General features: G+C 41.1%; 24 protein-coding genes and 1 pseudogene. 4 read left to right on the plus strand and 21 right to left on the minus strand.

From position 1 onward, the window contains the following. Positions 1–49 precede the first annotated feature (49 nt). The gene (locus ABT996_RS04275) at positions 50–412 is read right to left on the minus strand and encodes a PTS glucitol/sorbitol transporter subunit IIA (protein ID WP_010689253.1); all 363 of its coding nucleotides are present in this window, start codon (positions 410–412) and stop codon (positions 50–52) included. Between the two features lie 193 nt (positions 413–605). Here ABT996_RS04275 and ABT996_RS04280 point away from each other — a divergent pair, with 193 nt between their 5' ends. After that, entirely contained in the window at positions 606–1,622 is a 1,017-nt protein-coding gene (locus ABT996_RS04280; protein WP_035449110.1) for a lactonase family protein, read from the plus strand. 5 nt (positions 1,623–1,627) lie between these two features. Next, positions 1,628–2,272 (plus strand): copper homeostasis protein CutC, encoded by a 645-nt coding sequence (locus tag ABT996_RS04285; RefSeq protein ID WP_180978424.1) that lies wholly within the window; start codon positions 1,628–1,630, stop codon positions 2,270–2,272. Positions 2,273–2,352: 80 nt separating this feature from the next. Here ABT996_RS04285 and ABT996_RS04290 read toward each other — a convergent pair whose 3' ends face one another. The 5 genes from ABT996_RS04290 to yjbM are packed head-to-tail and all read right to left on the minus strand — an operon-like array spanning position 2,353 to position 7,122. Then, positions 2,353–3,369, minus strand: a complete 1,017-nt coding sequence (locus tag ABT996_RS04290) for a YdcF family protein (protein ID WP_035449108.1) — start codon at positions 3,367–3,369, stop codon at positions 2,353–2,355. 11 nt (positions 3,370–3,380) lie between these two features. After that, positions 3,381–4,748 carry a magnesium transporter gene (gene mgtE, locus ABT996_RS04295; protein ID WP_035449107.1) on the minus strand — a complete coding sequence of 456 codons (1,368 nt, stop codon included), beginning with the start codon at positions 4,746–4,748 and terminating at the stop codon, positions 3,381–3,383. A gap of 15 nt (positions 4,749–4,763) precedes the next feature. Then, entirely contained in the window at positions 4,764–5,660 is an 897-nt protein-coding gene (locus ABT996_RS04300) for an RluA family pseudouridine synthase (protein ID WP_035449105.1), read from the minus strand. Continuing rightward, entirely contained in the window at positions 5,638–6,456 is an 819-nt protein-coding gene (locus ABT996_RS04305) for an NAD kinase (protein WP_010689259.1), read from the minus strand. The genes ABT996_RS04300 and ABT996_RS04305 overlap by 23 nt, the downstream gene beginning before the upstream one ends. A 36-nt stretch (positions 6,457–6,492) precedes the next feature. Beyond that, positions 6,493–7,122, minus strand: coding sequence for a GTP diphosphokinase (yjbM, locus tag ABT996_RS04310; RefSeq protein ID WP_035449116.1), 630 nt, complete (start codon positions 7,120–7,122; stop codon positions 6,493–6,495). A 204-nt stretch (positions 7,123–7,326) separates the two neighbouring features. Between yjbM and ABT996_RS04315 the strand changes: the two genes are divergently transcribed. After that, positions 7,327–7,956 carry a DsbA family protein gene (locus tag ABT996_RS04315; protein ID WP_035449104.1) on the plus strand — a complete coding sequence of 210 codons (630 nt, stop codon included), beginning with the start codon at positions 7,327–7,329 and terminating at the stop codon, positions 7,954–7,956. A 44-nt stretch (positions 7,957–8,000) separates the two neighbouring features. Here ABT996_RS04315 and pepF read toward each other — a convergent pair whose 3' ends face one another. The 7 genes and pseudogenes from pepF to nrdD all read right to left on the minus strand — a co-directional run bounded on the left by pepF (position 8,001) and on the right by nrdD (position 15,384). After that, complete coding sequence (pepF, locus tag ABT996_RS04320) at positions 8,001–9,809, minus strand: oligoendopeptidase F (RefSeq protein ID WP_035449102.1); 1,809 nt, start codon at positions 9,807–9,809, stop codon at positions 8,001–8,003. Positions 9,810–9,968: 159 nt separating this feature from the next. Further along, positions 9,969–10,622 (minus strand): annotated as a pseudogene (locus ABT996_RS04325) (competence protein CoiA family protein); the annotation flags it as partial. A 12-nt stretch (positions 10,623–10,634) separates the two neighbouring features. Continuing rightward, the gene (locus ABT996_RS09505; protein ID WP_005922732.1) at positions 10,635–10,826 is read right to left on the minus strand and encodes a competence protein CoiA family protein; all 192 of its coding nucleotides are present in this window, start codon (positions 10,824–10,826) and stop codon (positions 10,635–10,637) included. 93 nt (positions 10,827–10,919) lie between these two features. Beyond that, the gene (locus ABT996_RS04330; protein ID WP_010689265.1) at positions 10,920–11,669 is read right to left on the minus strand and encodes an adaptor protein MecA; all 750 of its coding nucleotides are present in this window, start codon (positions 11,667–11,669) and stop codon (positions 10,920–10,922) included. 134 nt (positions 11,670–11,803) lie between these two features. Further along, positions 11,804–12,202, minus strand: coding sequence for a transcriptional regulator SpxA (gene spxA / locus ABT996_RS04335; protein ID WP_029507336.1), 399 nt, complete (start codon positions 12,200–12,202; stop codon positions 11,804–11,806). Between the two features lie 352 nt (positions 12,203–12,554). Then, a complete protein-coding gene (nrdG, locus tag ABT996_RS04340; protein WP_010689268.1) occupies positions 12,555–13,235 on the minus strand; it encodes an anaerobic ribonucleoside-triphosphate reductase activating protein in 681 nt (226 codons plus the stop codon). After that, positions 13,225–15,384 (minus strand): anaerobic ribonucleoside-triphosphate reductase, encoded by a 2,160-nt coding sequence (nrdD, locus tag ABT996_RS04345; protein WP_035449114.1) that lies wholly within the window; start codon positions 15,382–15,384, stop codon positions 13,225–13,227. The genes nrdG and nrdD overlap by 11 nt, the downstream gene beginning before the upstream one ends. A gap of 349 nt (positions 15,385–15,733) precedes the next feature. Here nrdD and ABT996_RS04350 point away from each other — a divergent pair, with 349 nt between their 5' ends. Continuing rightward, entirely contained in the window at positions 15,734–16,327 is a 594-nt protein-coding gene (locus ABT996_RS04350) for a TIGR01440 family protein (RefSeq protein ID WP_035449100.1), read from the plus strand. A 60-nt stretch (positions 16,328–16,387) separates the two neighbouring features. Here ABT996_RS04350 and smpB read toward each other — a convergent pair whose 3' ends face one another. The 8 genes from smpB to gap form a co-directional block, all read right to left on the minus strand. Beyond that, positions 16,388–16,855, minus strand: a complete 468-nt coding sequence (gene smpB / locus ABT996_RS04355; RefSeq protein ID WP_010689270.1) for an SsrA-binding protein SmpB — start codon at positions 16,853–16,855, stop codon at positions 16,388–16,390. Between the two features lie 25 nt (positions 16,856–16,880). Then, positions 16,881–19,268 (minus strand): ribonuclease R, encoded by a 2,388-nt coding sequence (gene rnr, locus ABT996_RS04360; RefSeq protein ID WP_035449098.1) that lies wholly within the window; start codon positions 19,266–19,268, stop codon positions 16,881–16,883. A gap of 103 nt (positions 19,269–19,371) precedes the next feature. Beyond that, positions 19,372–19,608 carry a preprotein translocase subunit SecG gene (gene secG / locus ABT996_RS04365; RefSeq protein WP_010689272.1) on the minus strand — a complete coding sequence of 79 codons (237 nt, stop codon included), beginning with the start codon at positions 19,606–19,608 and terminating at the stop codon, positions 19,372–19,374. Between the two features lie 87 nt (positions 19,609–19,695). After that, complete coding sequence (locus ABT996_RS04370; protein ID WP_035449095.1) at positions 19,696–21,255, minus strand: ClC family H(+)/Cl(-) exchange transporter; 1,560 nt, start codon at positions 21,253–21,255, stop codon at positions 19,696–19,698. A 131-nt stretch (positions 21,256–21,386) separates the two neighbouring features. Beyond that, positions 21,387–22,712 (minus strand): phosphopyruvate hydratase, encoded by a 1,326-nt coding sequence (gene eno / locus ABT996_RS04375; protein WP_004048249.1) that lies wholly within the window; start codon positions 22,710–22,712, stop codon positions 21,387–21,389. A 118-nt stretch (positions 22,713–22,830) separates the two neighbouring features. Then, the gene (gene tpiA / locus ABT996_RS04380) at positions 22,831–23,586 is read right to left on the minus strand and encodes a triose-phosphate isomerase (RefSeq protein WP_035449093.1); all 756 of its coding nucleotides are present in this window, start codon (positions 23,584–23,586) and stop codon (positions 22,831–22,833) included. 84 nt (positions 23,587–23,670) lie between these two features. Beyond that, positions 23,671–24,864, minus strand: coding sequence for a phosphoglycerate kinase (locus tag ABT996_RS04385; RefSeq protein ID WP_010689277.1), 1,194 nt, complete (start codon positions 24,862–24,864; stop codon positions 23,671–23,673). Between the two features lie 102 nt (positions 24,865–24,966). Next, positions 24,967–25,980 (minus strand): type I glyceraldehyde-3-phosphate dehydrogenase, encoded by a 1,014-nt coding sequence (gene gap / locus ABT996_RS04390; protein ID WP_010689278.1) that lies wholly within the window; start codon positions 25,978–25,980, stop codon positions 24,967–24,969. Positions 25,981–26,011: the final 31 nt, after the last annotated feature.

The following is a 26,011-nucleotide window of genomic DNA, read 5'->3' on the forward strand; positions in this document are numbered from 1 at the left end:
AAATAGATCCCCTCTAGGACCTAAATAGTCTTAGAGGGGATCATTTTATTTATCCATAAATGATCTGTGTTCCTTGTTTGATCACTGGCATAGTATGTGGCTCTAAATAGAGTACATTTTCTTGGAGATGCTCTTTTTCTGGTACCGGTTTAAAGTTGAGTACAGTATGCCCGATCGTTGTTAGGTTACTTTTAACTAATTCACCTAAATATTTTACATGATAAACTTGATCATCGATCTGGATCTTAGAACCGATCTCTAGATCATAGTTCTCGACCGCATCATTTTCAAAGCGTTGGATCACAGAAACTTCTCGTAAGCGAGGAGAAGCCGTTTCATCAAATAAGATCACCATTGGCTCATCTTTAGAGACTGCCTTAGCTCCGATTTCAATAACTTCACTTTTGATCATAACTTTACAAACCCTCTCTAGCACATCACCTGATTTTGCGTCGCTTCATCTACACAACACAGCTACATTATACCGCACTTTTACGTAGAAAAGTAGTTTTTCTACCATTTGCGGACTTCCCGGCCTAGGTTGCACAAATTTCCCTTTAAAAATGTTAGAATAATAATTGAGCAAAATGAATGGAGGGATTTTTTTGAAAGAACAGATTTACTTTGGTACTTATACCAAGAAAACTAGCCAAGGTATCTATCATGCTGTTTTAGACACTGATACCGCTCAAATTTCCACGCCTCAAGTAGCGATCGCCGTGGAAAATCCTACTTACTTAACAACAACTGATCAAACCTTGCTGACTGTAGCCAAGGAAGGTCCGCTAGGTGGGATAGCTGCTTATGAACTGGCAAATGACAGCTATGCCCTTACAGATGACGCCCTTGTGGCTGGTGCTAATCCATGTTATGTAGCTTTCGATAAAAAGCGATCGTTAGTCTACACTGCTAATTATCACAAGGGACAGATCGATGTCTATCGCTTAAATCCTGATAAAACATTAACACTTTATGATTCTGTCGTTCAGACTGGTTATGGCCCTCGTAAAGAACAAGATGGCTCACACGTTCACTATACCGATCTGACTCCTGATGGCCGGTTGGCAGTCGTTGATCTGGGGAACGATACGGTCTCGACTTACGATGTTTCAGCTGAAGGTAAGTTAGCACCTGTTTCGATCTTAAAGACTAAAGCTGGGCTCGGACCACGTCATTTAGCGTTTGCTCCCGACAAAAAGACAGCTTACCTAGTTGGAGAACTTTCCAACACGGTTTCTATACTTGATTATGATTCGACAACTGGTACTTTTTACTTACGCCAAACTGTAAGCACGATCCCAGCTGATTGGACTGAACATAACGGAGCTGCTGCGATCAGAGTTTCTAATGATGGTCGCTTTGTCTACGTTTCTAATCGCGGTCACAATTCACTTGCTGTCTTTGAAGTCTTAGATGGAGAATTGAAATTGATCCAACATCTTACGACTCACGGTGATTTTCCACGTGATTTTGCGCTTGACCCAACTGAAAAATTTATTTTGGTCGCTAACCAAAATACTGATAATGCAACCTTGTATACCCGTGACCAAGAAACCGGCTTACTTGCTTGTTGCCAAAAAGATATTCCTCTTCCCGAGGGTGTATGTGTTTATTTTAAATAAAAGGAATGAAGAATTTGCTTTATCGCGAAGTTTGCTTAGAAAATTATACTGACCTCCCCCAAGCCGTTTTACAGGGTGCTGATCGGATCGAGATCTGCGACAACCTCGCTGTCGGCGGGACTACGATCAGTAAAGGTGTTATGGGTGAAGCTATCAAGTATACCCATGAAAAAAATATTCCCTTAGTGATCTTAGTCCGGGCTCGTGGTGGAAATTTTGTTTACAATGATATCGAATTAAAGATCATGGAAGCTGATATCTTAGAAGCTCAAGTCTTAGGAGCTGATGCGGTTTGTATCGGTGCTTTGACGGCTGATGGTCAAGTCGACTACGAAGCAATGGAAACGCTCATTGCTGCAGCTGGCGGAATGGAACTCGTCTTTAATATGGCCTTTGATGAACTGAGCTTTGACGAACAAAAACGGACGATCGATTGGGCAGTCGAGCAAGGCTTTAGCCGGATCTTGACCCATGGTGGTCCTAAAGATACTCCGATCGAAGCTAATTTAGAGCATTTAAAAGAGCTCATCGCTTATGCTAATGGGCGGATCACGATCCTTCCTGGGGGTAAGATCACGGCCAAAAATGCCCAAGCGGTAGCTGACGCCTTACAAGTCACTGCAGTCCATGGAACTAAAATATTAGCTTGAGCTTCACAACAAGTCTGATCTCGGTCAGGCTTGTTTTTTATTCCACAAAAAAAGCCAGTCCCCTGACTGACTCGAAATAGTTATATTTTCAAATATGCAAATGCCATATATACGACACCTAAAGCTAAAATGACGCTCAATTGCAGCTTATAAGTGATCCTCAGATAAGCGATATATTCACGCATAAATGCATTGAGCGTAAAATACCAACGTGTTTTGGCACCAAAGCCAACACATTTAAGCCCTTGACGTTTAGCGATCACTAATGCACGATAAACGTGATATGAATTAGTAGCGATCCCAAATTTAGCATTTGGCGCCATCAAGCGATGTGAAAATAAAATATTTTCATACGTAGTCGTTGACTTATTTTCAACAATGATATCATCTGCAGGTATCCCTTGCTTTAAAGCGTAGTTTCGCATCGCTTCACCTTCTGCGATCACTTCATCTGGTCCCTGTCCCCCCGACATGATCAATTTTAAACCTGGTGTTTTACGGTAGACCGCGATCGCCCGCTCGATCCGCGCTGCCAATAACGGTGTTACTTCAGTTCCATTTAGCCCTGCACCTAAAACTACGATATAGTCAAGTTTTGGCAACTTAAGGTGAACCAAATTCAAAGTCAACGTTACAGTATACATCACCATAACGAGTAAGAAATAGACCGTCACCGAACCTAAATAACCATAGGCGTACATCCAAATATTTTTATCGGTAAAATGTCCAAACATCGGCCAGATCACTAAGTAAGCAATACAAAAGATCCCAAAACCGAGCGATAATAGGTTGTGGAATTTAAAGCCTTCATTTAAGATCACCTTGACCCCATTATAGAGAAAGACAGACACTAACACAAACGGCCACAATACCATACATATCGTCACTATGCTCGCTAAAAAGATAATAATGAAAAACAGCCACTGATGAGCATACAAGAACTCACTATATCTCATTAGGATCGCAGCGATAAAGATCACTGTTGTCAGTAAAAAGGTCACAAATGAAACGCCGGCCCATAAAGAACGGGGCTCGTGCCTCATTGTATAAGCAAACCAACCTATTCCAACTAAGAATATCGATACAAATACCAACATTTAAATTACCCTTATGTCCCCATAAAAAATTTCATAAATAATTTTGCAATATTAAAGTAGATCAACACCGAAGTCAAGTCACTTAACGTTGAGATAAACGGACCTGAAGCCACAGCGGGATCGACTCCGATCTTATCCATCAAATTAGGGATAAAGCTCCCAGCTAAGTTTGCCACCGTGATCGCACACATCATTGCCATCCCGATAACAAAACCTAAAATAAAGTTTTGCTTCCAAAAGCCAACGATCAAAAAGATCGTCAAACCTGTAACTAATCCCGTAACCAGACCCGTCAAAAGTTCGATAAAAAATTGGCGATAAACAGACGGTTGATCTTCATCACGACTAGCTAATCGCCGAACTGCGACCGCCAAACTCTGCGTCCCAGCATTTCCGGCAGTACCGGTGATCGAAGAAACAAAGATCGCTAAAATACTAGCTTGACTGATCATACCTTCATAATGTGAGATCAAAGTCGTTGTCGACATCCCCAATAATAACAAGACGATCAACCAAGGCAAACGATTGCTCGCAGCCTTGATCGGGTTATCGGCTACTTCTTCGGTATCAACGGCAGCCAAACCAGAGTAATCTTCAGCAGATTCTTCATCGATAACGTCAATGATATCATCGACGTTGATGATCCCGATCAATTTATTCTCATAATCGGTCACTGGGATCGCTAAGAAGTTGTAATCCCGGATCGTCTGTGCAACTTCAGCTTGATCATCAGAAACTTTAACTGACATCACCGGCGTTGTCATGATATCCGTGATCATTTGATCATCATCATTTATCAAAAGATCACGTAAAGTCAAAACACCGATCAACTTGTTATCAGAGCCAACAACATAAACATAATAGATCGTTTCAGCATCGCTTGCTTCACGCTTGACAACATGCATCGCTGAGCGGACCGTCTGATTGCCGGCGATCGCCACATATTCCGTCGACATGATCGCACCAGCAGTCTTATCTTCATAGTGCAACATTTCACGGATCTCAGCAGCTTTTTCAGTCGGCAAAAGGCGCAGATAGCCCGCTAGATCTTTTTTAGGTACATACGCTAAAATATCGACCGCGTTATCGGTATACATCTCATCAATAACATTGGCCGCATATTGTGGCGTCATTTCTTCAAAGTATTTTACGACTTCTTCGGGTTCATCTTCGATCGCATCAAACATGTCCCCGACTTCTTTGGCCGTTAAATAGCGATACAGCCTCGCTCTTTGTTGTGAATTTAATTCAGTAAAGATCTGTGCTTGTTCATAAACGTGCAGATCCAAATAATTTTCTCTAAATTGCCGTGCTTTTTGGCTGTTCAGCAACTGGATGATCTTCTTGTTACTTTGAGTTTTTACCAGATTTTCAGCCATACTCATCCCTCTTTTCTAATTGTTTGCTAGATACTGTTGCATATCTCGCGGTAACTCACAAGTAAACTCAACGTCTTTTTCTAAAAAAGGATGATAAAAGCGCAGATAGGCACAATGCAAAGCTTGCCGTTGCAAAGGCAAAACTTTGGCACCATCATACAAGCGATCCCCTAATAACGGATGCTTCAAGTAAGCACTGTGAACGCGGATCTGATGTGTCCGTCCCGTGTGCAACCGGATCCGATACAGCGTCGCTTGGCCTACACTTTTTTCGTACCAATATTGAGTTTTAGCAAACTGCCCTCCTGCTAAGACTCGGCGCTTGATCAAACTACCCTCTTGGCGTCCGATCGGTAAGTTTACTGTAAAATGTGGGTTCGTCAGTTTACCCGTAAGTAAAGCCAGATATTCTTTTTTGATCGTGTGTGCATGTTGCTGTTGATCGATCAAAGCATGAGCATATCGATGTTTCGCAACTAAAACTAGCCCCGTCGTATCACGGTCTAGCCTCGTTGCGATATGAACGACCGTCTGCTCGTAACCACGTAATTTGTAATAGCCCACGATCCGATTGACCAATGAATCAGTTCGCTGATCGGTCAAGGGGGACGGGATCGTAGTCAGACGGGCTGGTTTGTTGACGATCAAATAATGATCATCTTCATAGACGATATCTAACGGGACATATGATGGGATCACTGTCTCTTTGCGCGGATGTTCTGGCGGTAAGCTGATCGTGATCTTATCGCCTTTTTTTATTTGATCCACGATCCGACCTGAAGTGTTATTCACCAATAATTTGCCCCCTTCATGTCTGATCTTAGCAGATAAACGACGCGATACGCCCTTTTGTTTTAAAAATGTCTTTAAATGACAGTTATTTTCTTCGTTATAAATCCATTCTATCTTCATCTTCAGTTCCTATAAAGGCGTCTTGAACTCGGCGCCAAAAATGTGTGTGGCGGTATTTAGCAAAATAGATCCGCCTTTTTGAGACCTTATATTGAATCTCACAGATCTGACGGTTATGATACGATTCTGAATCGACAGTCAAAACAAAATCGCTCCCTTTTCCCGGTCTAAAGGTGATCCAGTCATTAGGTGCTACAATCATCGGTGAGCTCAAGGTCCGAAAAACGCGATTATTGATCGAACCGATCTCGGCTATCTGCAAGACCTCAAGATTAGGGTGGACTACTGCCCCACCAAGCGATTTATTATATGCCGTCGAACCAGTCGGCGTCGAAACGCATAGCCCATCGCCTCTAAAGCGTTCAAAGAGTTCACCACCGATATACACATCCGTTACCATGGTGGCACTATTACGCTTTAAGGTCGATTCATTCAACGCTAAATAACGCTCACGGCGCGGGCTATCGGCGTATTTAACAGAAACTTCCAATAACGGGTAACTGACGGATTGGCGATTATCCGATTGCAGACTGATCACCAAATCGTCGATCTCATCATCACGCCAATCCGTATAAAATCCTAAATGTCCCGTATGAACACCCACAAAACGAATTTGCTCTAATTTATCTTTATAATGATGAAAAGCCGATAGCAAAGTACCATCGCCCCCGATCGTCACTACAACATCGGGCTCTTCGTCATCGATCACAAAATGGCGTTCCACAAACTTTTGATATAGTTTTTTCTTAACAGCTTGTGATTTGGCTCGTTTATTAGCAAAAATTGCGATTCTCATTATTCTCACCTCCATGGTCGAATGTGTCTTGCTTAACTACCCTAAGCTCGTGTGCTTATCTTCAAATAATCTTTGTGCCTCATTGACTTCTTCTCTAATGCTAGACATTTCTTGATCAAGTGCAAAAGCGATCTCAGCACTTTTCTCTAATCTCATCGCAACTTCAGACGGAATACATCCTTGGTACTTGTAGTTGAGTGAATGTTCGATCGTAGCCCAAAAATTCATCGCTAACGTCCTGATCTGGATCTCAACTTTTAGTTGTTGCTCGCGCTCCAGCAGTTGGACTGGATACGTGACCACCAAATGATAGGACCGATAGCCACTTTCCTTGGGCGTTTTGATATAATCACGTTCTTCGATCACTTGCATATCTTTGCGCTTCCGTAAAAGTTCAACTACGCGATAGATATCTTCCACAAACTGACACATGATCCGTACCCCAGCGATATCTTCCATATCCTGCGACAAACGCTTGGGTTTGATCTGGCGCCGTTTCATCTTTTCTAAAATGCTTGGTATTGGTTTGACTCTGCCGGTGACATATTCAATTGGACTGCGGTTGCCGCTCTTTTTAAATTGCCCACGCAGAGTTCTGAGTTTGAGTTTCAACTCGTTGACCGCTTGATCGTAAGGCTCTAAAAAATTGCTCCAATCGTCTTCCATTAAATAGATCACCACCTTTCTATACCTTATCAGTTTAACACAGACCCACGCTCTTTTACATTCTCAAAAAAATTAAAGCTACATTTTAACGTATGAAAACGCTTTTGCGTACAAAATAAGTCAGATTTATTGCAAAAATCATTTTTTTTGCTTAAAGTATAAATATAGAAAAAAGGAATATTTGATCAAGTGGAGGAGAACACCATGTTAGAGATGTATTTGTTTATCAATCCTCTTGGCGCTAAATGCTACGAAGCAGAACAAAACATTTTAAAACTTGCGGAAGAATCGCCACAAAAGTTTCAGATTCGTTTTATCCCACTTTTGAACTTGCAATCAGTGACCAAGGTTATGTCTGTGATGAATGTTTCAGGTGATACTTTGCAACTGCGCAATAAAGTATCCCAGATCTTGTATAATGCCGTTTTGGATTACAAAGCTGCTCTTTTTCAAGGGCGCAAACGCGGTCACGATTTCTTGCTTAATGTTCAGCGCCAACTCTATGTCGAGCATAAAAAATACAGTGAAGAAGTCGTTATTCGTGCAGCTAAAGAGAGTAAACTAGATCTTGCTACGTTTGAACACGATCGGCGCTCGAAACTAGCAGTTGAAAGTTTTCGAGAAGATCAAAGATTAGCTGCTGAAATGAACGTCAATACCCCACCATCTATGGTGGTATACAATTTAGACTATCTTGAATGTGCAGTCTCAGTTGAAAACTGCACCTCGTTATCAAGTTTGGAAGAATTGCTTTTTGGTAATGCAGCAAAGGAATTTGTTTGCACCAAAAATGGGCTTCATCCAACTTACCACCAATTATCATTAAAAAAATAAACTTGCTCGGCCCTTGTGGTCGAACAAGTTTATTTTTTTATTGCTTATTTAGCTAATAGCTCTTTTAATTCAGCCAAACGTTCCTTAAAGATACCAAAAGCTTTCTCTAGATATTTACTATCAGTCATATCAACACCAGCTTTTTTCATTACCTCTAATGGAGCAGCTGAACTACCTGCTTTTAAGTAGTCCAAATAAGCTTCCGTATGCGCCGGTTCTTCATCTAAGACGCGCTCTGCTAAAGTAGAAGCTGCCCCAAAACCAGTTGCGTATTGATAAACATAGAAATTGTAGTAAAAATGCGGGATCCGTGACCATTCATATGCGATCTCTGGGTCATTTTCGACTGCACTACCATAGTAGCGTTGATTTAGTTTACCGTAGAAATCTGACATCAGATCTGCTGTCAATGGTACTTGGGAAGCATCTTGTTCATGGATCCAAGCTTCAAATTCAGCAAATTGGGTTTGCCGATAAACAGTTCCTTTAAAGCCATCTAGATAGTGATTCAATACGTAAGCCCGTACCTTAGGATCAGTTTGAGTCTCTAACAAATACTGGGTCAACAAGTTTTCGTTTGTCGTTGAGGCGATCTCCGCAACAAAGATCGAATAATCCCCATATTGATAAGGTTGATTGGTCCGTGTATAGTAACTGTGCATCGTGTGTCCCATCTCATGAACTAACGTAAAGAGATTATCCAACGTATCTTGCCAATTCAATAAAATATATGGTGCAGTATCATAAGCCCCACCTGAGTACGCTCCTGAACGTTTACCTGCATTAGCGACCACATCGATCCAGCGTTCGTCAAAAGCTTTCTCTACATAAGCAAGATACTCTTCACCTAAGACGCTCAAGGCCTCTAAAGTCATCTTTTTAGCCTGTTTATAAGTGAACGTCAATGTCGGTTCACCCGTCAATGGAGTATACATATCATACATATGCAACTCGTCGACACCTAAGATATCCTTGCGTAAAGCTACATACTCATGCAGTAGCCCCAAATTTTCATTGACCGTTTTGACCAAAGTATCATAAACAGCTACTGGAATATCATTTTGGGCTAATGAAGCTTCCTTGGCACTTTGATAATTACGTAATTTAGCTGAAAAATTATGCTTACGCACATGTGCCGACAGTGTAGCTGCAAATGTGTGTCTGAACTGTTTATATACAGCATATAACTGTTCAAATGCTTCACGTCTAACTGGGCGCGCAGTCGATTCGAGCAATTTACCGTAGACCCCATTTGAAAGCTCGACCTTTGAGCCCGTTTCATCAGTTACTACGGGGAATTTTAGATCAGCATTGTTTAAAACTTCAAAAACATTAGCTGAAGCGCCCAAAATATCGCTTGCACCTGCTAACAGTGCTTCTTCTTTTTCACTCAAGACATGGGCTCGAAGTCTAGTCCAGTCATCGATCAAAGTTTTATATGCATTTAATTTAGGTTCATCTTGATAATAGCTTGCTAATTTTTCTGGCGCTAAAGCTAATAACTCAGGTCGAAACCAAGCTAATTTCGCTGAAACATCAGCTAATAACTTTTGGACCCGTGCCATCAAAGCTTGGTACTTAGCATTAGCGGTATCCTCATCGTTTTTCATGCTTGCATAGACATAAACTACTTCAAGTTGGCGATCTAACTCGAGCATGGCCGTTAGAGCAGCTAAAAAGGCTTGAGCGCTATTTCCTAGTGTTCCCTTATATTGTTCAAAATCTTCAGCTGCTTTTGCTACTTGCGCAAAGGCTACTTCAAATTCTGCATTAGTTGCAAAGATCTTGGTCAGATCCCAAGTAAGCTCGAGTGCTACCTCTGATCTTTTTGGTAGACGTGTTACTTCACTCATTACAAAATCCCCCTTTAATTATCGGTAGTGCCTTAATTTTAGAAATTTTTTTTAAGAAAAGCAAGTCCTTTACAAAAATTATCAATATCTTGTTCAATAAATGGCTTCAAATCAACAAAAACCAGCTCATAAGCCGGTATTTTAGGCCTCGAAAACTGATCACAATATAACGCTGTCCGCCACCCACCATAAAGTTGCTGTCCGATATAATGGGTAACTATAGTTCAATGCTAAACAATCATCTATCACCGCAGTCAACTTTAGACGCTTTTGATATGTTAATTGTTGCAATTTACGCATAGCCCCAGTCGAATAATATATCTGTTTAGCCAAAGCATACTTTTGTTTTTTTCTTTCACTCAGCGATAAATGCTTTAATCGTATCTTTTGTGGGGTAGCGAAAAAAGCTTTTAGTTTTTTGACATCATTTGTCCGCCAGTATTGATATTTAAGTGGCAAAAAATCAGCTTTTTGGATCCCATAAACAACTTCAAAGTATGCTTTAATGGGATCGAGATAGATCAAATAAAAGCCCCGATTTTTTGACCACCGCATAAATTGTGCAACTTGCTGTGGTAAACTGCGCTTAAGTCTATAATTATTTCCTAAGATCCACAATTCAGCTAGACCAACATCGTGATATCCACGTGAGCGTTTTTGCAATTTGCGTAAACTGAGTGGTGCACATTGATATTCTAAAGCCAAAAGCTGCTGATCAGGCAACTGGACCAACAGATCGGGACGTTGCTTTGACCCAGGTAGATAGGCTTCAAGCTTAACTCGTGCTCCAAACGCCCTAAAAAAAGTGGCTAATAGCTTTTTTCCTCATAAGTACTCACTGGTCTCTCCTTCACTAAAAGTCCCACAAGTCCGCTTCAAATGCGCAAAATGTGCCATATAATAATGCCCTTGACGCAAAATGACTGGTTCGTGGCAACTTGGACAATAATATTTTTGCTCTTTTGTTGCTGCTTTGGCTGTGATCATTTTTGAATCTTTTGTTAGCGCATATAACATTTAAAAGCCCCCTTTACTACTAAAGTACGCCAAGGTGACTAAATTTAATGCAAAAAAATAGAACAGATATCCTCTGTCCTATTTATCAGTAAATTATTTAAAATGATACCGCGCTAATTCAAGTGCCGCATGTTCCATCAAACACTTACCACGTTCTTTAACGACTGCAGATTCAAACTGCTCTTTTTGACCATATTCATAAACCAAAGCCATCGCATCCTTGACATCAGCCACTTCCATCTGATCAGCAAAAAAGACTAATTCGAGATAGTATTTGCCATCTAAATGGTAAAGATTCGAGACTGTACTGTCATAATTGAAAGCCTTAGCTAACTGAATAAAGTCTTCAAAGTCAGCAAAACTTACCACATAGCGATACTGTGCCTCTGGATCTTCTTTTAAGTAGCCAGATACTCCATCACCGTCATCGGCTAAAGCAGGCTTTTGGTGTCTAATTTTTTCATTTTCACCGGTGATCTGTTTTCTGATATAGTCAGCTAGATCATTCCCGATCCCGGCATTAGCGATATTTAACGGCGAGTCGTTTGCATCACTTTCTTTCGAATCATCACGTTCTAAATTCATCGAAGTTTCTGCTTTTTTAGGATCCACCTTGGTAATAAATAGCTCTAATCCATTTTGATTAGGGATCAGTTGGAAAGTTACCGCATCATTATCGCGAAATTCGTGGTCCTTATCGACCTCTTCTAAAATGCTAAAAAAGAAATTTTCGATCTCTTTTTGATTGCCAAGTAGATCAAGGACGGTGATACCACGATCAGTCAGATCTTCGGTTCCGAGTAATACCCTAATTGTATTCTCATTGACTTTTTCCATTTCCATCTGTGATCCTCCCTTTCCTACTTAAATGCTTGCAAAACACTTAATTTGCAAACTTTATCATACCAAAAATTATCAAAAAAGACCACCCAAAAAACTTGGAATGGTCTAATCTATAGTATATCTTATTACAAACTTTAGAAACCTGCAAGTTCACGGGCACGACGCAATTCAAGCGCACGTACTTCCCGCGGTAGGAAACGACGAATCTCATCTTCATTGTATCCCACTTGAAGTCGCTTTTCGTCCATAATAATTGGTCGTCTTAACAGGCCGGGATGTTTTTGGACTAGATCAAGTAATTCTTGCAATGGCATTTCCTCGATGTTGATATCAAGTTCTTGATATGCCTTCGAACGTTTAGAGATGATCTCCTCCGTTCCATCTTCGGTCATTTGCAAGATCTGCTTGATCTCATCAATACTCAATGGTTCCAAAAAAATATTTCTCTCACTGTAAGAAATGTTGTGATTTCTAAGCCATGCACGCGCCTTACGGCAAGATGTGCAACTTGGTGATGTGTATAAGGTAACCATATAAATCGCCCCTTCTCAATAAAACCTGGTGCAACCATACAATATATATCCTCATCCATCATTATACACCTATTTTAAAAAATTGATACCTTTTTTATAAAAATTAATCGCTATGTTTTTATCAAGTTTTTAGAACCATTCTAATGATTTCAAAAAAACCCGCCAAAACAAAGGGAGCGTATTCATTGCTCAAAACATTAATTCTTCTATAAGGTATAATAAAAAAATTATCTACTATTAAACTAATTATTATCTTAAAGGTTGATCAATGCTAAAAAGGCCCGAATTTTATCAATTCGAGCCCAATAATCATTTTTGTAACTAGGTATTATTTTTTATCTATTTAATTATATCAATGTTCCAATTTATCCCAGATAATGACTTCATCAGCTTGTAAAGATTTTTTAACATCAATAATACGTTGATTCGAGCTTCCTCGAAATTGTAAAGTTAGATCTTTAAGATCCTCCCGGAAGCGCCCATCGACTAAAATATCGATCAATGACAATAATTCCAACTTATCAGCTGATTCCTTTTGTAACTCATCCCAAGTATATCCACTCCACGACCAGATATCCTTTTTATCACCATATTCTTGTCTGATACGCTTGACTAGGGGCAAACAAACTTGCGTATTTAAGAAGGGTTCTCCCCCAAGCAACGTTAAGCCCTGAACATAATCATGTGAAAGGTCAGCTATGATCTGGTCTTCTAATTCCTTGGTGTACTCAAAGCCATAATTAAAGCTTTGTGCAGCCCTATTATAACACCCAGGGCAAGCAAATTTACATCCACTGACATATAAACTACATCTGACACCCTCACCATCGACAAAGTTGAACGGTTTATAGTCAGCTATTTTTTGTTTACTCAACTCACTAGCTAACCATTCCTTAGGTTTAGGATCATTGGGGCGACGCACTCGTCTTTTAGCTTTAGTCGGAGTGGCTACCTGCTTTGGTGCTAGTGTTTCAGAGGCAATAAAAGCAGTATCGCCTCCAACAGTGATCCTGATCGTCCCACTATTCTCCATCAGTCATCATCCCCGGTGCAATATTTTTAGCTCGTGCCGCGATCTCTTCATGACGTCCATGAACCATCGGCCGTTGCAAAGGATTACCTAGATAACCACAAGTCCGCTTAACACAATCGCAGGTCTTAGGGTCGTGGTTACCACAATCTGGGCATTCAAAGCCACGAGCTGTAGCCTTGAATTCTCCCTCAAAACCACATTTATAGCAATGATCGATCGGCGTATTAGTTCCCAGATAGCCAACTTTATCATAGGCAAAATCCCAAACTGCCTCTAAAGCTTTCGGATTTTGGCGCAAGTTCGGATACTCACAATAATGGATAAAGCCACCCGCAGCATATTTTGGATAATCCATCTCAAATTGAAGCTTTTCAAATGGTGTTGGATGCTTTCTGACATCATAATGGAAGCTATTGGTGTAGTAATCTTTGTCAGTAACATCTTTGACTTTCCCAAATTCAGCTGTATCTAAGCGACAGAAACGATCTGTCAGAGATTCACTTGGGGTTGAATAGACGCTAAAATGATAGCCAGTTTCTTTTGACCAACGCACACACGCATCATGTAATTGCTTAACGATCTCGAGAGTAAAATCATGTGCTGCTTGATCATGTTCCCAATTTGGACCAAAGAAAAGTGTCCCTACTTCATAAAGCCCGATATAACCGATCGAAACCGTGGCACGTTCATCTTTGAAGAGCTGACTTACATCTTCACCTGGTTTTAGCCGTTGCCCAAAAGCACCATATTGGTATAAGATCGGCGCATTCTCTGGGACCGCATCTAAGACCCGAGCTACTTTGAAATCAAGCGCAGTCTTACAAAGTTTGACCTTATCGTTGAAGATCTGCCAAAAAAGATCCATATCACCGTGAGATTCTAAAGCGATCCGTGGTAAATTGAGCGTCACGACTCCTAAATTCATCCGGCCAGAGTTGACTTCATTTCCGTGCTTATCTTTCCATCCTTGTAAGAATGAACGGCATCCCATCGGTGCTTTAAAGCTCCCCGTTAATTCCTTGATCTTATCGTACATCAAGACGTCGGGATACATCCGTTTGGTTGCACATTCGACCGCCAATTGCTTGATATCATAATTAGGATCTTCGGGCTTTAAGTTCAAACCTTTTTTGATCGTAAAGACCAATTTAGGAAAGATCGCCGTCCGTTTTTCCCGGCCCAAGCCACCGATCCGGATCTTTAAGATCGATTTTTGGATCTCACGTGCGACCCATGAAGTTCCTAAGCCAAACCCTAATGTGGTAAAGGGAGTCTGTCCTTGAGAAGAAAAGAGCGTATTGATCTCATATTCCAGTGCTTGCATAGCATCATAGATATCTTTTTTCGTCCGTTTTTTAGCAAATTCGATCTGCTTAGCTGGATCTTCGATATATTCTTTAGATTCAGCTAAATGTTTGTCATAATTTTTTAGTGCGAAGGGTTCTAAGACCTCATCGATCCGATCAGCTGAACAGCCACCATATTGACTAGAAGCAACATTAGCAATGATCTGTGACATTTGGGCGGTCGCAGTTTGGATCGAATGAGGGCTTTCAACTTCAGCATTACCGATCTTAAAGCCATTTGTCAGCATCTCTTTAAAATCGATCAAACAACAATTCGTCATCGGACTCCAAGGAGTATAGTCCAGATCGTGATAATGGATGTCACCACGCAGATGAGCTTTAGCCACATGCTTTGGCATCATCCGAAGCCCTAGTGTCTTACCGACTGTCCCCGCTGTCAGATCACGTTGCGTATTGAAAACATTACTGTCTTTGTTAGCATTCTCATGAACTAAACTCGGATCCTTAGATTGAAGCCGGCCTAACCTGACAGTTGGATCAGTCTCTTCTTGCCATTTGGCTTCATCGGCTTGGTGATGAGCAACATAAGCCTTGGCTTCGGCATCATAACCTAATTCATTTAGCGTAGCTGTCAATTTATCGTAGATCTCAGTGCTGGTAAGTGTCGTTTGGTCCGCTAACTTGGCGAGTAAAGCGAGAATAATTGCATCGGTATCCGTAGCCAAGCCTAACTTACGCAAAACGCTCTCCAACTTATAAAGTGCAAATGGTACCTCGTATCCATCTGTTTTGATGACCATCTTAGGTAATACATACTTTTTTTGTTCCTTAAATTCCATCATCGTCATCAGGTCCCTTCTACGTCAGCTAAAAGTGAAAATGAACCACGATCTTAAAATCATCATGGTCCACCTACAACATCCTAACTAACAAACTTATCTATATTTAAATCCTATTTCCCTGTTGGTACTTTATATGATATAACCAATCGCAGCCAAACACAACATATAGTGTTTGGTTTCACAAAAACCATACTATATGTTGAAAACAATATACAACGTTTGGAGCGCGCTCTTATCCTATTCATCTCCGACTAGCTGGCTGTGAAACTTTTTTTACCGGAAATTAGCTCTAACATGTCTAAAGTATTATACTTAAAGTGCAGATAATTTTAGAAAGCAGGTATCTTTTATGCAAGAAGAATTCCTAAATCAAATAGCTGACCAACTTAAACAAGGGATGACTGAATTTTTAGCACAGACTGATCTTAAGAAAAACGATATTTTTGTCTTAGGATGCAGCACTAGCGAGATCCAAGGTAAAAAGATCGGTAAATATTCCAATTTAGACGTGGGACGGACAGTCATCAAAACTTTGACTGAGATCTTGCCATCAGGAGTCCAGCTTGCTGTTCAAGGTTGCGAACATTTGAATCGTGCTTTAGCTATGGAACGTCAAGTCGCCGAAGATCACGGTTTAGAGATCGTTTCAGTCTGCCCTAGCTTACACGCCGGTGGAGCTGCACAGGTAGCGGCTTTTGAAACATTCAAAGATCCAGTCGAAGTAGAACATGTCACTGCTAAAGCTGGGATCGACATCGGTGACACTGCGATCGGGATGCACGTTAAATTCGTTCAGATCCCAGTTAGAACTTCGATCAAAGAGATCGGTTCGGCCCATGTTACTTATTTGAGTTCACGGCCAAAATTGATCGGTGGCGAACGTGCGATCTACAAATTTGAAAATCTAAATCAACAAGTTGATCCTTTAAATCCGTTAGCTTAACGAAATATAAAAAGCTGGTACGCTAACTCCACCTCATCTGGAGTCGGCTTACCAGCTTTTTTAACTATAATTTTTGAGTGTTCTTCTGATCTCACGTTCTTGATCACGACGCTTGATCGTTTCCCGCTTATCGTAGCTGTGCTTACCTTGTGCAACTCCGATCAAAACTTTGGCAAAGCCATTTTTTAAATAGACCTTCAGTGGGACTAAAGTGATCCCCTTGCCACTAGTCTCATTAGCTAAACGCACGATCTGCTTTTTATGCAACAATAACTTTCGGTTGCGCAACGGATCATGGTTAAAACGATTGCCCTGAGTATATTCGGAAATATGCACATTCATCAACCAAGCTTCGCCATTTTTGATCTGTGCAAAGCCATCTTTTAGATTGATCCGGCCCGCACGTACTGATTTGATCTCAGTTCCTGTTAAAGCTACCCCAGCTTCAATAGTATCTAAAATATAGTAATCATGGCTTGCTTTACGATTTTGCGCTAAAGGACGCTCATGTTGTGCTTGTTTTGCCATTTACCTCAGTCCTTTTTATAAACTGCTATTTTTTGTCGCGACGTTTTTTATAAAATGGTTTCCGCCCATTTTGATTGTTTGAACGTTGTGAATTATGCCGATTATCCCGACGACCATTATTATTATTTTGACGTTTGAATGGACGCTTTTGACCACGTTTATCGCCATTTTTCCGGTCAAATTTACGTTTTGGTGGCATTTCAGGTAATTCGACACCTTCTAATAGATCGGATTTTGGTGCTTTGCCTAAACTCAATAGCTTAAAGTCGATCTCTTTTTGTTCAGCATTGACATTAACTAATTTGACACGGATCGGTTGACCGATGCGGTAAGTTTGTTTTGTCTTACGTCCAACTAAAGCCATTTGCTTTTCAACAAAGATATAATAGTCATCGTTGATCTCACTGATATGGATCAGGCCTTCAACTGTATTTGGTAATTCAACAAACATCCCAAATTTAGTAACTGAACTAACGACAGCATCGAATTCTTCACCTACATGATCAGCTATGTATTCTGCCTTCTTCATCGCATCTGTATCACGTTCAGCATCGATCGCGCGCCGTTCAGCTTGCGAACTGTGTTGGCTCACTTCTGGTAATTCAGCTTGGAATTTGGCTTGACTACCTTCTCCGATACCATTTTCAGCATAGTAATGGATCATGCGGTGAACCATCAAGTCAGGATAACGTCTGATCGGTGAAGTAAAGTGCGTATAGTCTTTAGCAGCTAAGCCAAAGTGGCCCAACGGTTCTGGCGAATATTTAGCTTGTTGCATCGACCGCAATAACATCACTGATACCATTGGTTCTTCTGGCTTACCGGCAACTTTCTTTAAGATCTTTTGAAGCATCTTAGGTTGAATATCGCTCACTTTACCAGTTACTTCGATCCCTAGACCAGATAACATTTCAAAGAAAGATTTGATCTTTTCTTCTTTTGGTGTTTCATGGATCCGGTAGATAAATGGAACGTGAAGATCCTTGTAGTGCGCTGCTACCGTTTCATTTGCAGCTAACATAAAGGATTCGACCATGCGTTCACTTGTTCCACGTTCACGCAATTGAATATCGATCGCATGTCCTTTTTCATCCACGATGATCTTAGCTTCCGTATCTTCAAATTCGATCGCACCACGGCGCTTGCGCATCTTCAATAAGATCTTATGCAATTCGCCCATTTCTTCAAACATTGGGACTAATTCACGATAACGCTCTTTTTCTTTTTGATCATCAGACTCTAAGATCTTGTTGATCGCTTTATAAGTCATTCGTTCCGTCGTCTTGATCACACTTGGGAAGATCTCATGGGAAACGACTTCGCCTTGCGGATCGATCTCCATCTCACAAGTCAAAGCCAAACGTTCGACTTGTGGGTTCAATGAACAGATCCCGTTTGATAATTTAGCTGGGATCATCGGAATGACCCGGTCAGTCAAATAAACCGAAGTTCCCCGTTCGAATGCTTCTCTATCTAGTGGCGTATTCGGGGTCACATAGTGCGATACATCAGCGATATGTACCCCTAAATGATAGTTGCCATTATCTAATTTACGGACACTAACGGCATCATCTAAGTCTTTAGATTCGATACTATCGATCGTCACCATCTGTTCGTCAGTCAGATCGCGCCGTCCGACTTTTTGTTCTGGTGTCACATGATCTGGGATCTGTGCGACTTGTTCCATGACGTCTTCAGGGAATTTATGTGGAATATCGTGTTGATAGACGATCTGTAAAATGTCGATCCCCGGATCATTGATATTACCGATGACCTTAGTTGCGACCCCTTTGATGATCCCTGGAAGATCTGAACTAGGATAAGTCGTAATATCAGCTAAGACGATCTCACCTTCGACCGGATGTAAGCCAGTATCTTCAACTAAAAAGCGGTAGTTGGATAACTTTTTGTCCCGTAAATGGACGGTTCCAATGATCCCACTAGGTACGTTTTCATCCTCAAGCGGCTTGAATTCACCTACGACTTGAGTCAAATTGCGTTGGACGATCCCCGTAACTTTACCTTCAGGACGCTTACCGATCGCTGGATCCCCAGCTGCGATCATTTCGACCTCAACTTCATCCCCATTCAAGGCTGAAAGTGTTTGCGTTGGGTTGATAAAGTAATCTGGTTCTTCAGGATCGACCGTTACAAAACCAAAACCGCGGTCATTTGCGTGAAAGATCCCCGTAAATTTAGATGCACTTTCATGCTTTACAGCACTAAAAAGACCTTCATCATTCAAGGCGATCACCTTATCATGTTCAAGTTGAGCGACTGCTTGGACAACAAAATTAAATTGCCCAGCTTTATTCATTTCTAATTTATCAGCTAACTCCTGAACAGTGAATTTCTTTTCAGGTTCAGCTTCAAAATAATTTATTAGTGATTCTTTTATCTTTTCTTTTTCCATTTAAATCCTCATCATCTTTTGAAATAATTAACATTCACTGTCATGACTTTTACTCGAAAAAAGCCCCCTGTGATCATCATGCAGGAGGCTTTGTCTTATAAAGCTAGTGTGCTGAAATGTATACTAGAGCTAAGGATAGCGCAAAGAATACGACACCTAAAACGGCCGTGACCTTTTGCATAAATGCTTCAAATCCACGTGGTTTTTGCTTACTAAATAATTCTGTTGCGCCCCCAGATAAGGCTGAGGATGCATTGTCAGTCTTAGCTGGTTGCATTAAAACAGCAATAATGATCAGCACTGAAACGATCAGCAATAGTGTTAAAAGTATATTGTACAATCTAAATTTACCTCCTTACCCGCCATGGTAAACTATATCTATTATAATTTAGCATACTTACTCAAATTTTTCCAGTAACATTTCCCGCTAATTTGGTGGTAAGTCCGATAACTGGGTCAATTTAGCTCTGATCAAAGCTCGCTTTGCCGGCACAGTCAAGACAACTAAAGTATCCCCTGCTTTGAGTAAAGTTTCTCCATGGGGCAAGATCTCTTTTTCACCGCGACGGATCGTCAACAATAGGCACTCTTTAGGCCAAGCAATCGTCTTTACTTGGCGATCTTGTAATTTTGAACCAGCAAAGATCGGGAACTCAAATTGTTCATGCTGATCAACTTTAAGCAGCATTTTTTGCTTATCAGTATGGGCGCTTAGATTGGCCAACATCGCTTCATAGATCGGCTTACCGTGTAAAATATCACAAACTGCATAAGCCGTTAAGGAGACCAAGGCTAGAGGCATCAAGTGTTCTAAGGAACCGACCATCTCAGTTACTAATAGGATCGCGGTAAAGGGTGCTTTGCCGATTCCTGCAAAATACCCTGCCATTGCATAGACCATGCAGTTGACTAAAAAAGCATCGGATAAAAGCCCCATTTGCGCCAAGGCCTTCCAGTAAAGTGCCCCCAGTAAAGCTCCTAACGTCAAGATCGGTAAAAAGATCCCCCCAGGCAAGCTCGAACCGTATGATAACGTCGAAAAAACTAAGCGTAATAAAGACAAGAACAGTAAGCTACCTAACGTCAAATGCCACGCTGGTAAACTGACGATCAAGTTATTGCCCCCACCTAGGTATTGAGGCCAATACATCCCGATAAAGATCACTATAGCCAGCGGTATCACTCCATAAAAGCGGGGTGAGAGCCACTTTAACTTTTGATACAGATAACTACTATTAAGCGTCAGAAATTCATATACTAAGCCCAACAAACCCAAGAAGATCCCTAAAATAACTAAGGCCCAATAGCTGCTCGGCGGAAAACTTTGATCATGAGGTAGATATAACACGGGACGCAATCCAAAAAAGTTAAGTGAAACAAAATTAGCCGTAACGGCCGCAGCCAATGAAGTCGTCCAAACAAAAGGAGAAAAATTGTGATATATCTCCTCGATCACAAATAATGACGCTGCGATCGGAGCATTAAAAGCAGCGGCTAGTCCAGCAGCTGCTCCACCTGCCAGTAAGCAGCGTTGCTCACTTTTGCTTAAGTGTAACTTTTGCGAGACGCCTTGCCCGACCATCGCTCCTAATTGGATCGAAGGACCCTCGCGCCCTAAAAATAGTCCTGATCCGATCGCTAGGACACTCCCGATCCATTTACGCCATAAGACTGACCACCAATCAACTTCAATTAGCCCAGCCAACTGGCCTTCAACTTGTGGGATCCCAGAACCACTGATATTAGGTTCTTTAGCCAAAAAATGGGCATTCACGCCTAATACGAATATTAAAAAAAGGATAACTATTGGCCAAAATTTTGGTTCGGTCAATAATTTTGGATAAACACCTTGCATCACTTTAAGTAAATTTTCGATCACTAACCGAAATAAACTGACTACAAAACCTACTAATATCCCAACTAGAGCTCCGCGAATTATAAACCGAAAGCGCACATAATTTAAACTCTTTAAACTGATTTTTTTCATCTTTTCTTCCACTGCCTATCTTGCAAACAGTGCCCCCCCTAGAAAAATTTATATGTAGAAACAAAAAGAGACCCACAACAGGTCTCTTTTTGTAGTAGCTATACTACTAGATTGTTAAGTCAATCAACTAATTATTTTTCTTCGATTGCTTGACGAGCTTGTTCGCTCAAGTTGTAGAAGGAGTTGATACCTTTGTATTGAGCAACGCCACTTGTCAATTGATCTTCGATACGCATTAATTGGTTGTACTTAGCGATACGGTCTGTACGGCTCATAGAACCTGTCTTGATTTGGCCAGCGTTTGTAGCAACAACCAAGTCAGCAATTGTTGTATCTTCTGTTTCACCAGAACGGTGGGAAACGATAGCTGTGTAACCAGCTTCCTTAGCCATTTCGATAGCTTCGAAAGTTTCTGTCAAAGTACCGATTTGGTTAACTTTGATCAAGATTGAGTTAGCACAACCCATACGGATACCCTTAGCTAAGTATTGTGTGTTTGTAACGAAGAAGTCGTCACCAACCAATTGAACTTTCTTGCCAAGTTCAGCTGTGATTTCTTTCCAGTCATCCCAGTTGTTTTCGTCGATAGGATCTTCGATAGAGATGATTGGGTATTTAGCAACTAAACCTTCAAGATATTTGATGAATTCAGCAGTTGTGAATTCTTCGCCTGTTGACCAGCGAAGTTTGTACTTGCCAGTTTCACCATCCCAAAGTTCTGAAGAAGCAACGTCGATAGCAATGGAGATATCCTTGCCAGGCTTGTAGCCAGCTGCTTCGATAGCTTTGATCAAGTATTGTAATGGTTCTTCGTTGTTAGCAAAGTCAGGAGCGAAACCACCTTCGTCACCAACAGAAGTTACTTTACCATCAGCTGCAAGAAGTTTTTGCAAGTTGTGGAATGTTTCAGAACCCATGCGAACAGCTTCTTTGATTGAAGAAGCACCAACAGGCATGATCATGAATTCTTGGAAGTCAACCTTGTTATCTGAGTGTGCACCACCGTTGATAACGTTCATCATTGGTGTTGGCAATACGTGTGCGTTTGTACCACCCATGTAGTTGTACAATGGCACTTGTAATTCATCAGCAGCTGCACGAGCAACAGCGATGGAAACAGCCAAGATAGCGTTAGCACCAAGCTTACCTTTGTTTGGTGTACCGTCCAAAGCGATCATAGCCTTGTCGATAGCGATTTGGTCTGTTACTTCGTAGCCAACGATTTCTTTTGCGATAATGTCATTTACATTAGCAACAGCTTTTGTAACACCTTTGCCCATGTAACGTGACTTGTCGCCGTCACGCAATTCAACAGCTTCGTGTTCACCTGTAGAAGCACCGGAAGGCACGATACCGCGACCAAAACCGCCATCTTCTGTGTAAACTTCAGCTTCAACCGTTGGGTTGCCACGTGAGTCTAAGACTTCGCGAGCATAAATTTCTGTAATTGCAGACATAAAATATTACTCTCCTTTTAGTTTGATTGACTTTGAGAAATATTGTCCTCATCAATTATTTTAATGGTTTTGGCCTAAACTTTCAATCCATTTCATGAAGGTTCAAGCAAAAATTAATCTAGTCGTTAAAATTAACCAATTCTAGATATGATTCAGGAACTAATGAAGCCCCACCAACTAAGCCACCATCGATGTTTGGCTTAGCCATTAATTCTTTAACGTTATCTGGTTTTACAGAACCACCGTATTGGATGCGAACTTTATCAGCAACGTCTTGGTCGTATAAGTCAGCAACGGTCTTTCTTACAACTGCACAGATTTCTTCTGCTTGGTCAGATGTAGCTGTCTTACCTGTACCGATAGCCCAAATTGGTTCATAAGCGATCACAAGGTTTGAAACTTGTTCTGCTGTTAAGTCTTTAAGTGCAGCCTTAACTTGTGCTTCGACCCATTCTTCAGCCTTGCCAGCTTCACGAGTTTCTAAAGATTCACCACAGCAAACGATAGGTGTCATGCCATTGTTAAAGATAGCATGTGCTTTTTTGTTGATGTCTTCGTCTGTTTCATGGAAGTAGTCGCGACGTTCGGAGTGACCGATGATCACATAGTCAACGCCCATTTCTTTTAAAACTTTAGGTGAAGTTTCACCTGTGAAGGCACCTTCATCTTCAAAGTAGCAGTTTTCAGCAGCTACTTTTAATTCTGAACCTTTAGCATTTTCTAATAATGCTGGTAAGTCAACAGCAGGAGCAGCAATAACAGATTCTACTTCTGTTGCTTTTGGTAATTTATCTTTAACGGCTTTTACAAATTCAGCAGTTTGTTCTGGATTCATGTTCATCTTCCAGTTACCTGCAATAATTGGTGTACGCACGAAAATCATCCTTTCAAAGAAAATTGTTTAAACAAACTGGCAGGGGCAAAAATATTACCCCTGTCAGCAATTGATCAATGGTTATTACTTGTCGGAAACGGCAGCAATACCAGGAAGTGTCTTACCTTCAAGATATTCAAGGGAAGCACCACCACCAGTAGAGATGTGTGTCAACTTGTCTGCGATACCTAATTTCTTAACAGCAGCAGTTGAGTCACCACCACCAACGATCGTAGTTGCATCTGTCAATGTGCCTAAGAATTCACCAACGCCAAGTGTACCCTTAGCGAAGTTAGACATTTCAAACACACCCATAGGTCCGTTCCAAACAACTGTCTTAGCATCTTTCAAGACATCCTTGAACAATGCAACAGACTTTGGTCCGATATCAAGCGCCATGTAGCCATCAGGAATGTCGCCTTCAAAGACTTCTGTAGGTGCATCGTTGTTGAATTCAGGTGCGCATACGTTATCAACTGGTAAAACGATCTTGTCGCCAGCTTTTTCAAGCAATTCTTTAGCTAAATCGATCTTGTCTTCTTCAACTAAAGAGTTACCGATCTTGATACCTTTAGCAGCGTAGAATGTGTATGTCATCCCACCACCAACGATGATCTTGTCAGCTTTGTCAAGTAAGTGTTCGATAACACCGATCTTGTCAGAAACCTTAGCACCACCTAAGATAGCAACGAATGGATGTACTGGGTTGTCAACAGCTTCACCCAAGAACTTGATTTCTTTTTCTAATAAGAAACCAGCAGCTGCTTGTTCCATGTTGCTTGCGATACCAACGTTAGAAGCGTGTGAACGGTGTGCTGTACCAAATGCATCGTTAACGAATACATCGCCAAGTGATGCCCAGTACTTGCCAAGTTCTGGATCGTTGCCAGATTCTTTCTTACCGTCTAAGTCTTCAAAACGTGTATTTTCAACAACTAAAACATCGCCATCTTCCATTTCAGCAATAGCTTTTTCTAATTGTTCACCACGTGTAGCTGGTACAAAAGTAACTTTCTTGTTCAAAAGATCAGCTAAGTGTTCTGCAACTGGACGTAAAGACAACTTTTCTTTGTCTTCTTCAGTCTTGATACGGCCAAGGTGTGAGAATAAGATAGCCTTGCCACCTTGATCTGTGATGTATTTGATCGTTGGCAATGCAGCTACCATACGGTTATCATCACCGATAACACCGTCTTTGATAGGAACATTAAAGTCAACACGAACTAAAACTTTTTTACCTTTAAGATCTTTTAAATCTGAAACAATAAGTTTAGACATAAGTAAGCCTCCATGATTTGTTAAAAATAAAAGGCGGGAGGAGTCTGCCTCCCCCCGCCTCATAACCTGCATAACAAGTTAAAATTAGCGTTTAGCTAAATCTTAAAGCATGCTTGCAAATTTTTCTAATGTACGGATCATTTGTGCTGTAAAGCCAGCTTCGTTGTCGTACCATGCAACAGTCTTAACAACTTGTGCATCGCCTTCACCAACAACTTGTGTTTGTGTTGGGTCGAAGATAGAACCAAATGATGTACCGATGATATCTGAAGAAACGATACCGTCAGCATTGTAACCAAATGATGGGTTGTTTTCTGTAACTTTCTTAACTGCTTCGTTAACTTCTTCAGCTGTAACTTCTTTGTCAAGAGTTGCAACTAATTCTGTTAATGAACCTGTGATAACAGGAACACGTTGTGCATGGCCGTCTAACTTGCCGTTCAATTCTGGAACAACTAAGCCGATAGCTTTAGCAGCACCTGTTGAGTGAGGAATTGTGTTTTGAGCTGCAGCACGTGCATTACGTACGTTACCACCGCGATCTGGACCATCTTGTAATTTTTGTGTAGCTGTGTAAGCGTGGATTGTTGTCATTGTACCAGCTTTGATGCCGAATGCATCGTTAACAGCCTTAGCAAGTGGTGCCAAGCAGTTTGTTGTACATGAAGCAGCAGAAACGATTTGGTCTTCTGGTGTCAATGTATCATCGTTAACACCGTAAACGATCGTCTTCATCTTGCCAGCTGGAGCTGAAACAAGAACTTTCTTAGCGCCTGCTTCTACGTGTGCTTGTGCCTTTTCTGGAGATGTGTAGAAACCTGTTGATTCAAGAACCAATTCTACACCATCATTCTTAACCCAAGGAATGTTGCGTGCGTCTGCTTCTGCGTAAACAGGAATTTCCTTACCGTTAACGATAAGTGCGTTTTCTGTTGCGGAAACTTCACCTTCAAATTGACCATGAGCTGTGTCATATTTCAACAAGTGAGCCAACATTGCTGGAGATGTCAAGTCGTTGATAGCAACGATTTCCAAGTCTTTTGATGTTTCAGCAATACGACGGAATGCTAAACGGCCGATACGACCAAAACCATTAATACCTACTTTAGTAGTCATACTACAATTTCCTCCTTTAGGAAATAAAAAT

It is taken from the genome of Ligilactobacillus sp. RTP31139st1_D10_RTP31139_211217 (assembly GCF_040226755.1).
GTDB lineage: Bacteria > Bacillota > Bacilli > Lactobacillales > Lactobacillaceae > Ligilactobacillus > Ligilactobacillus animalis.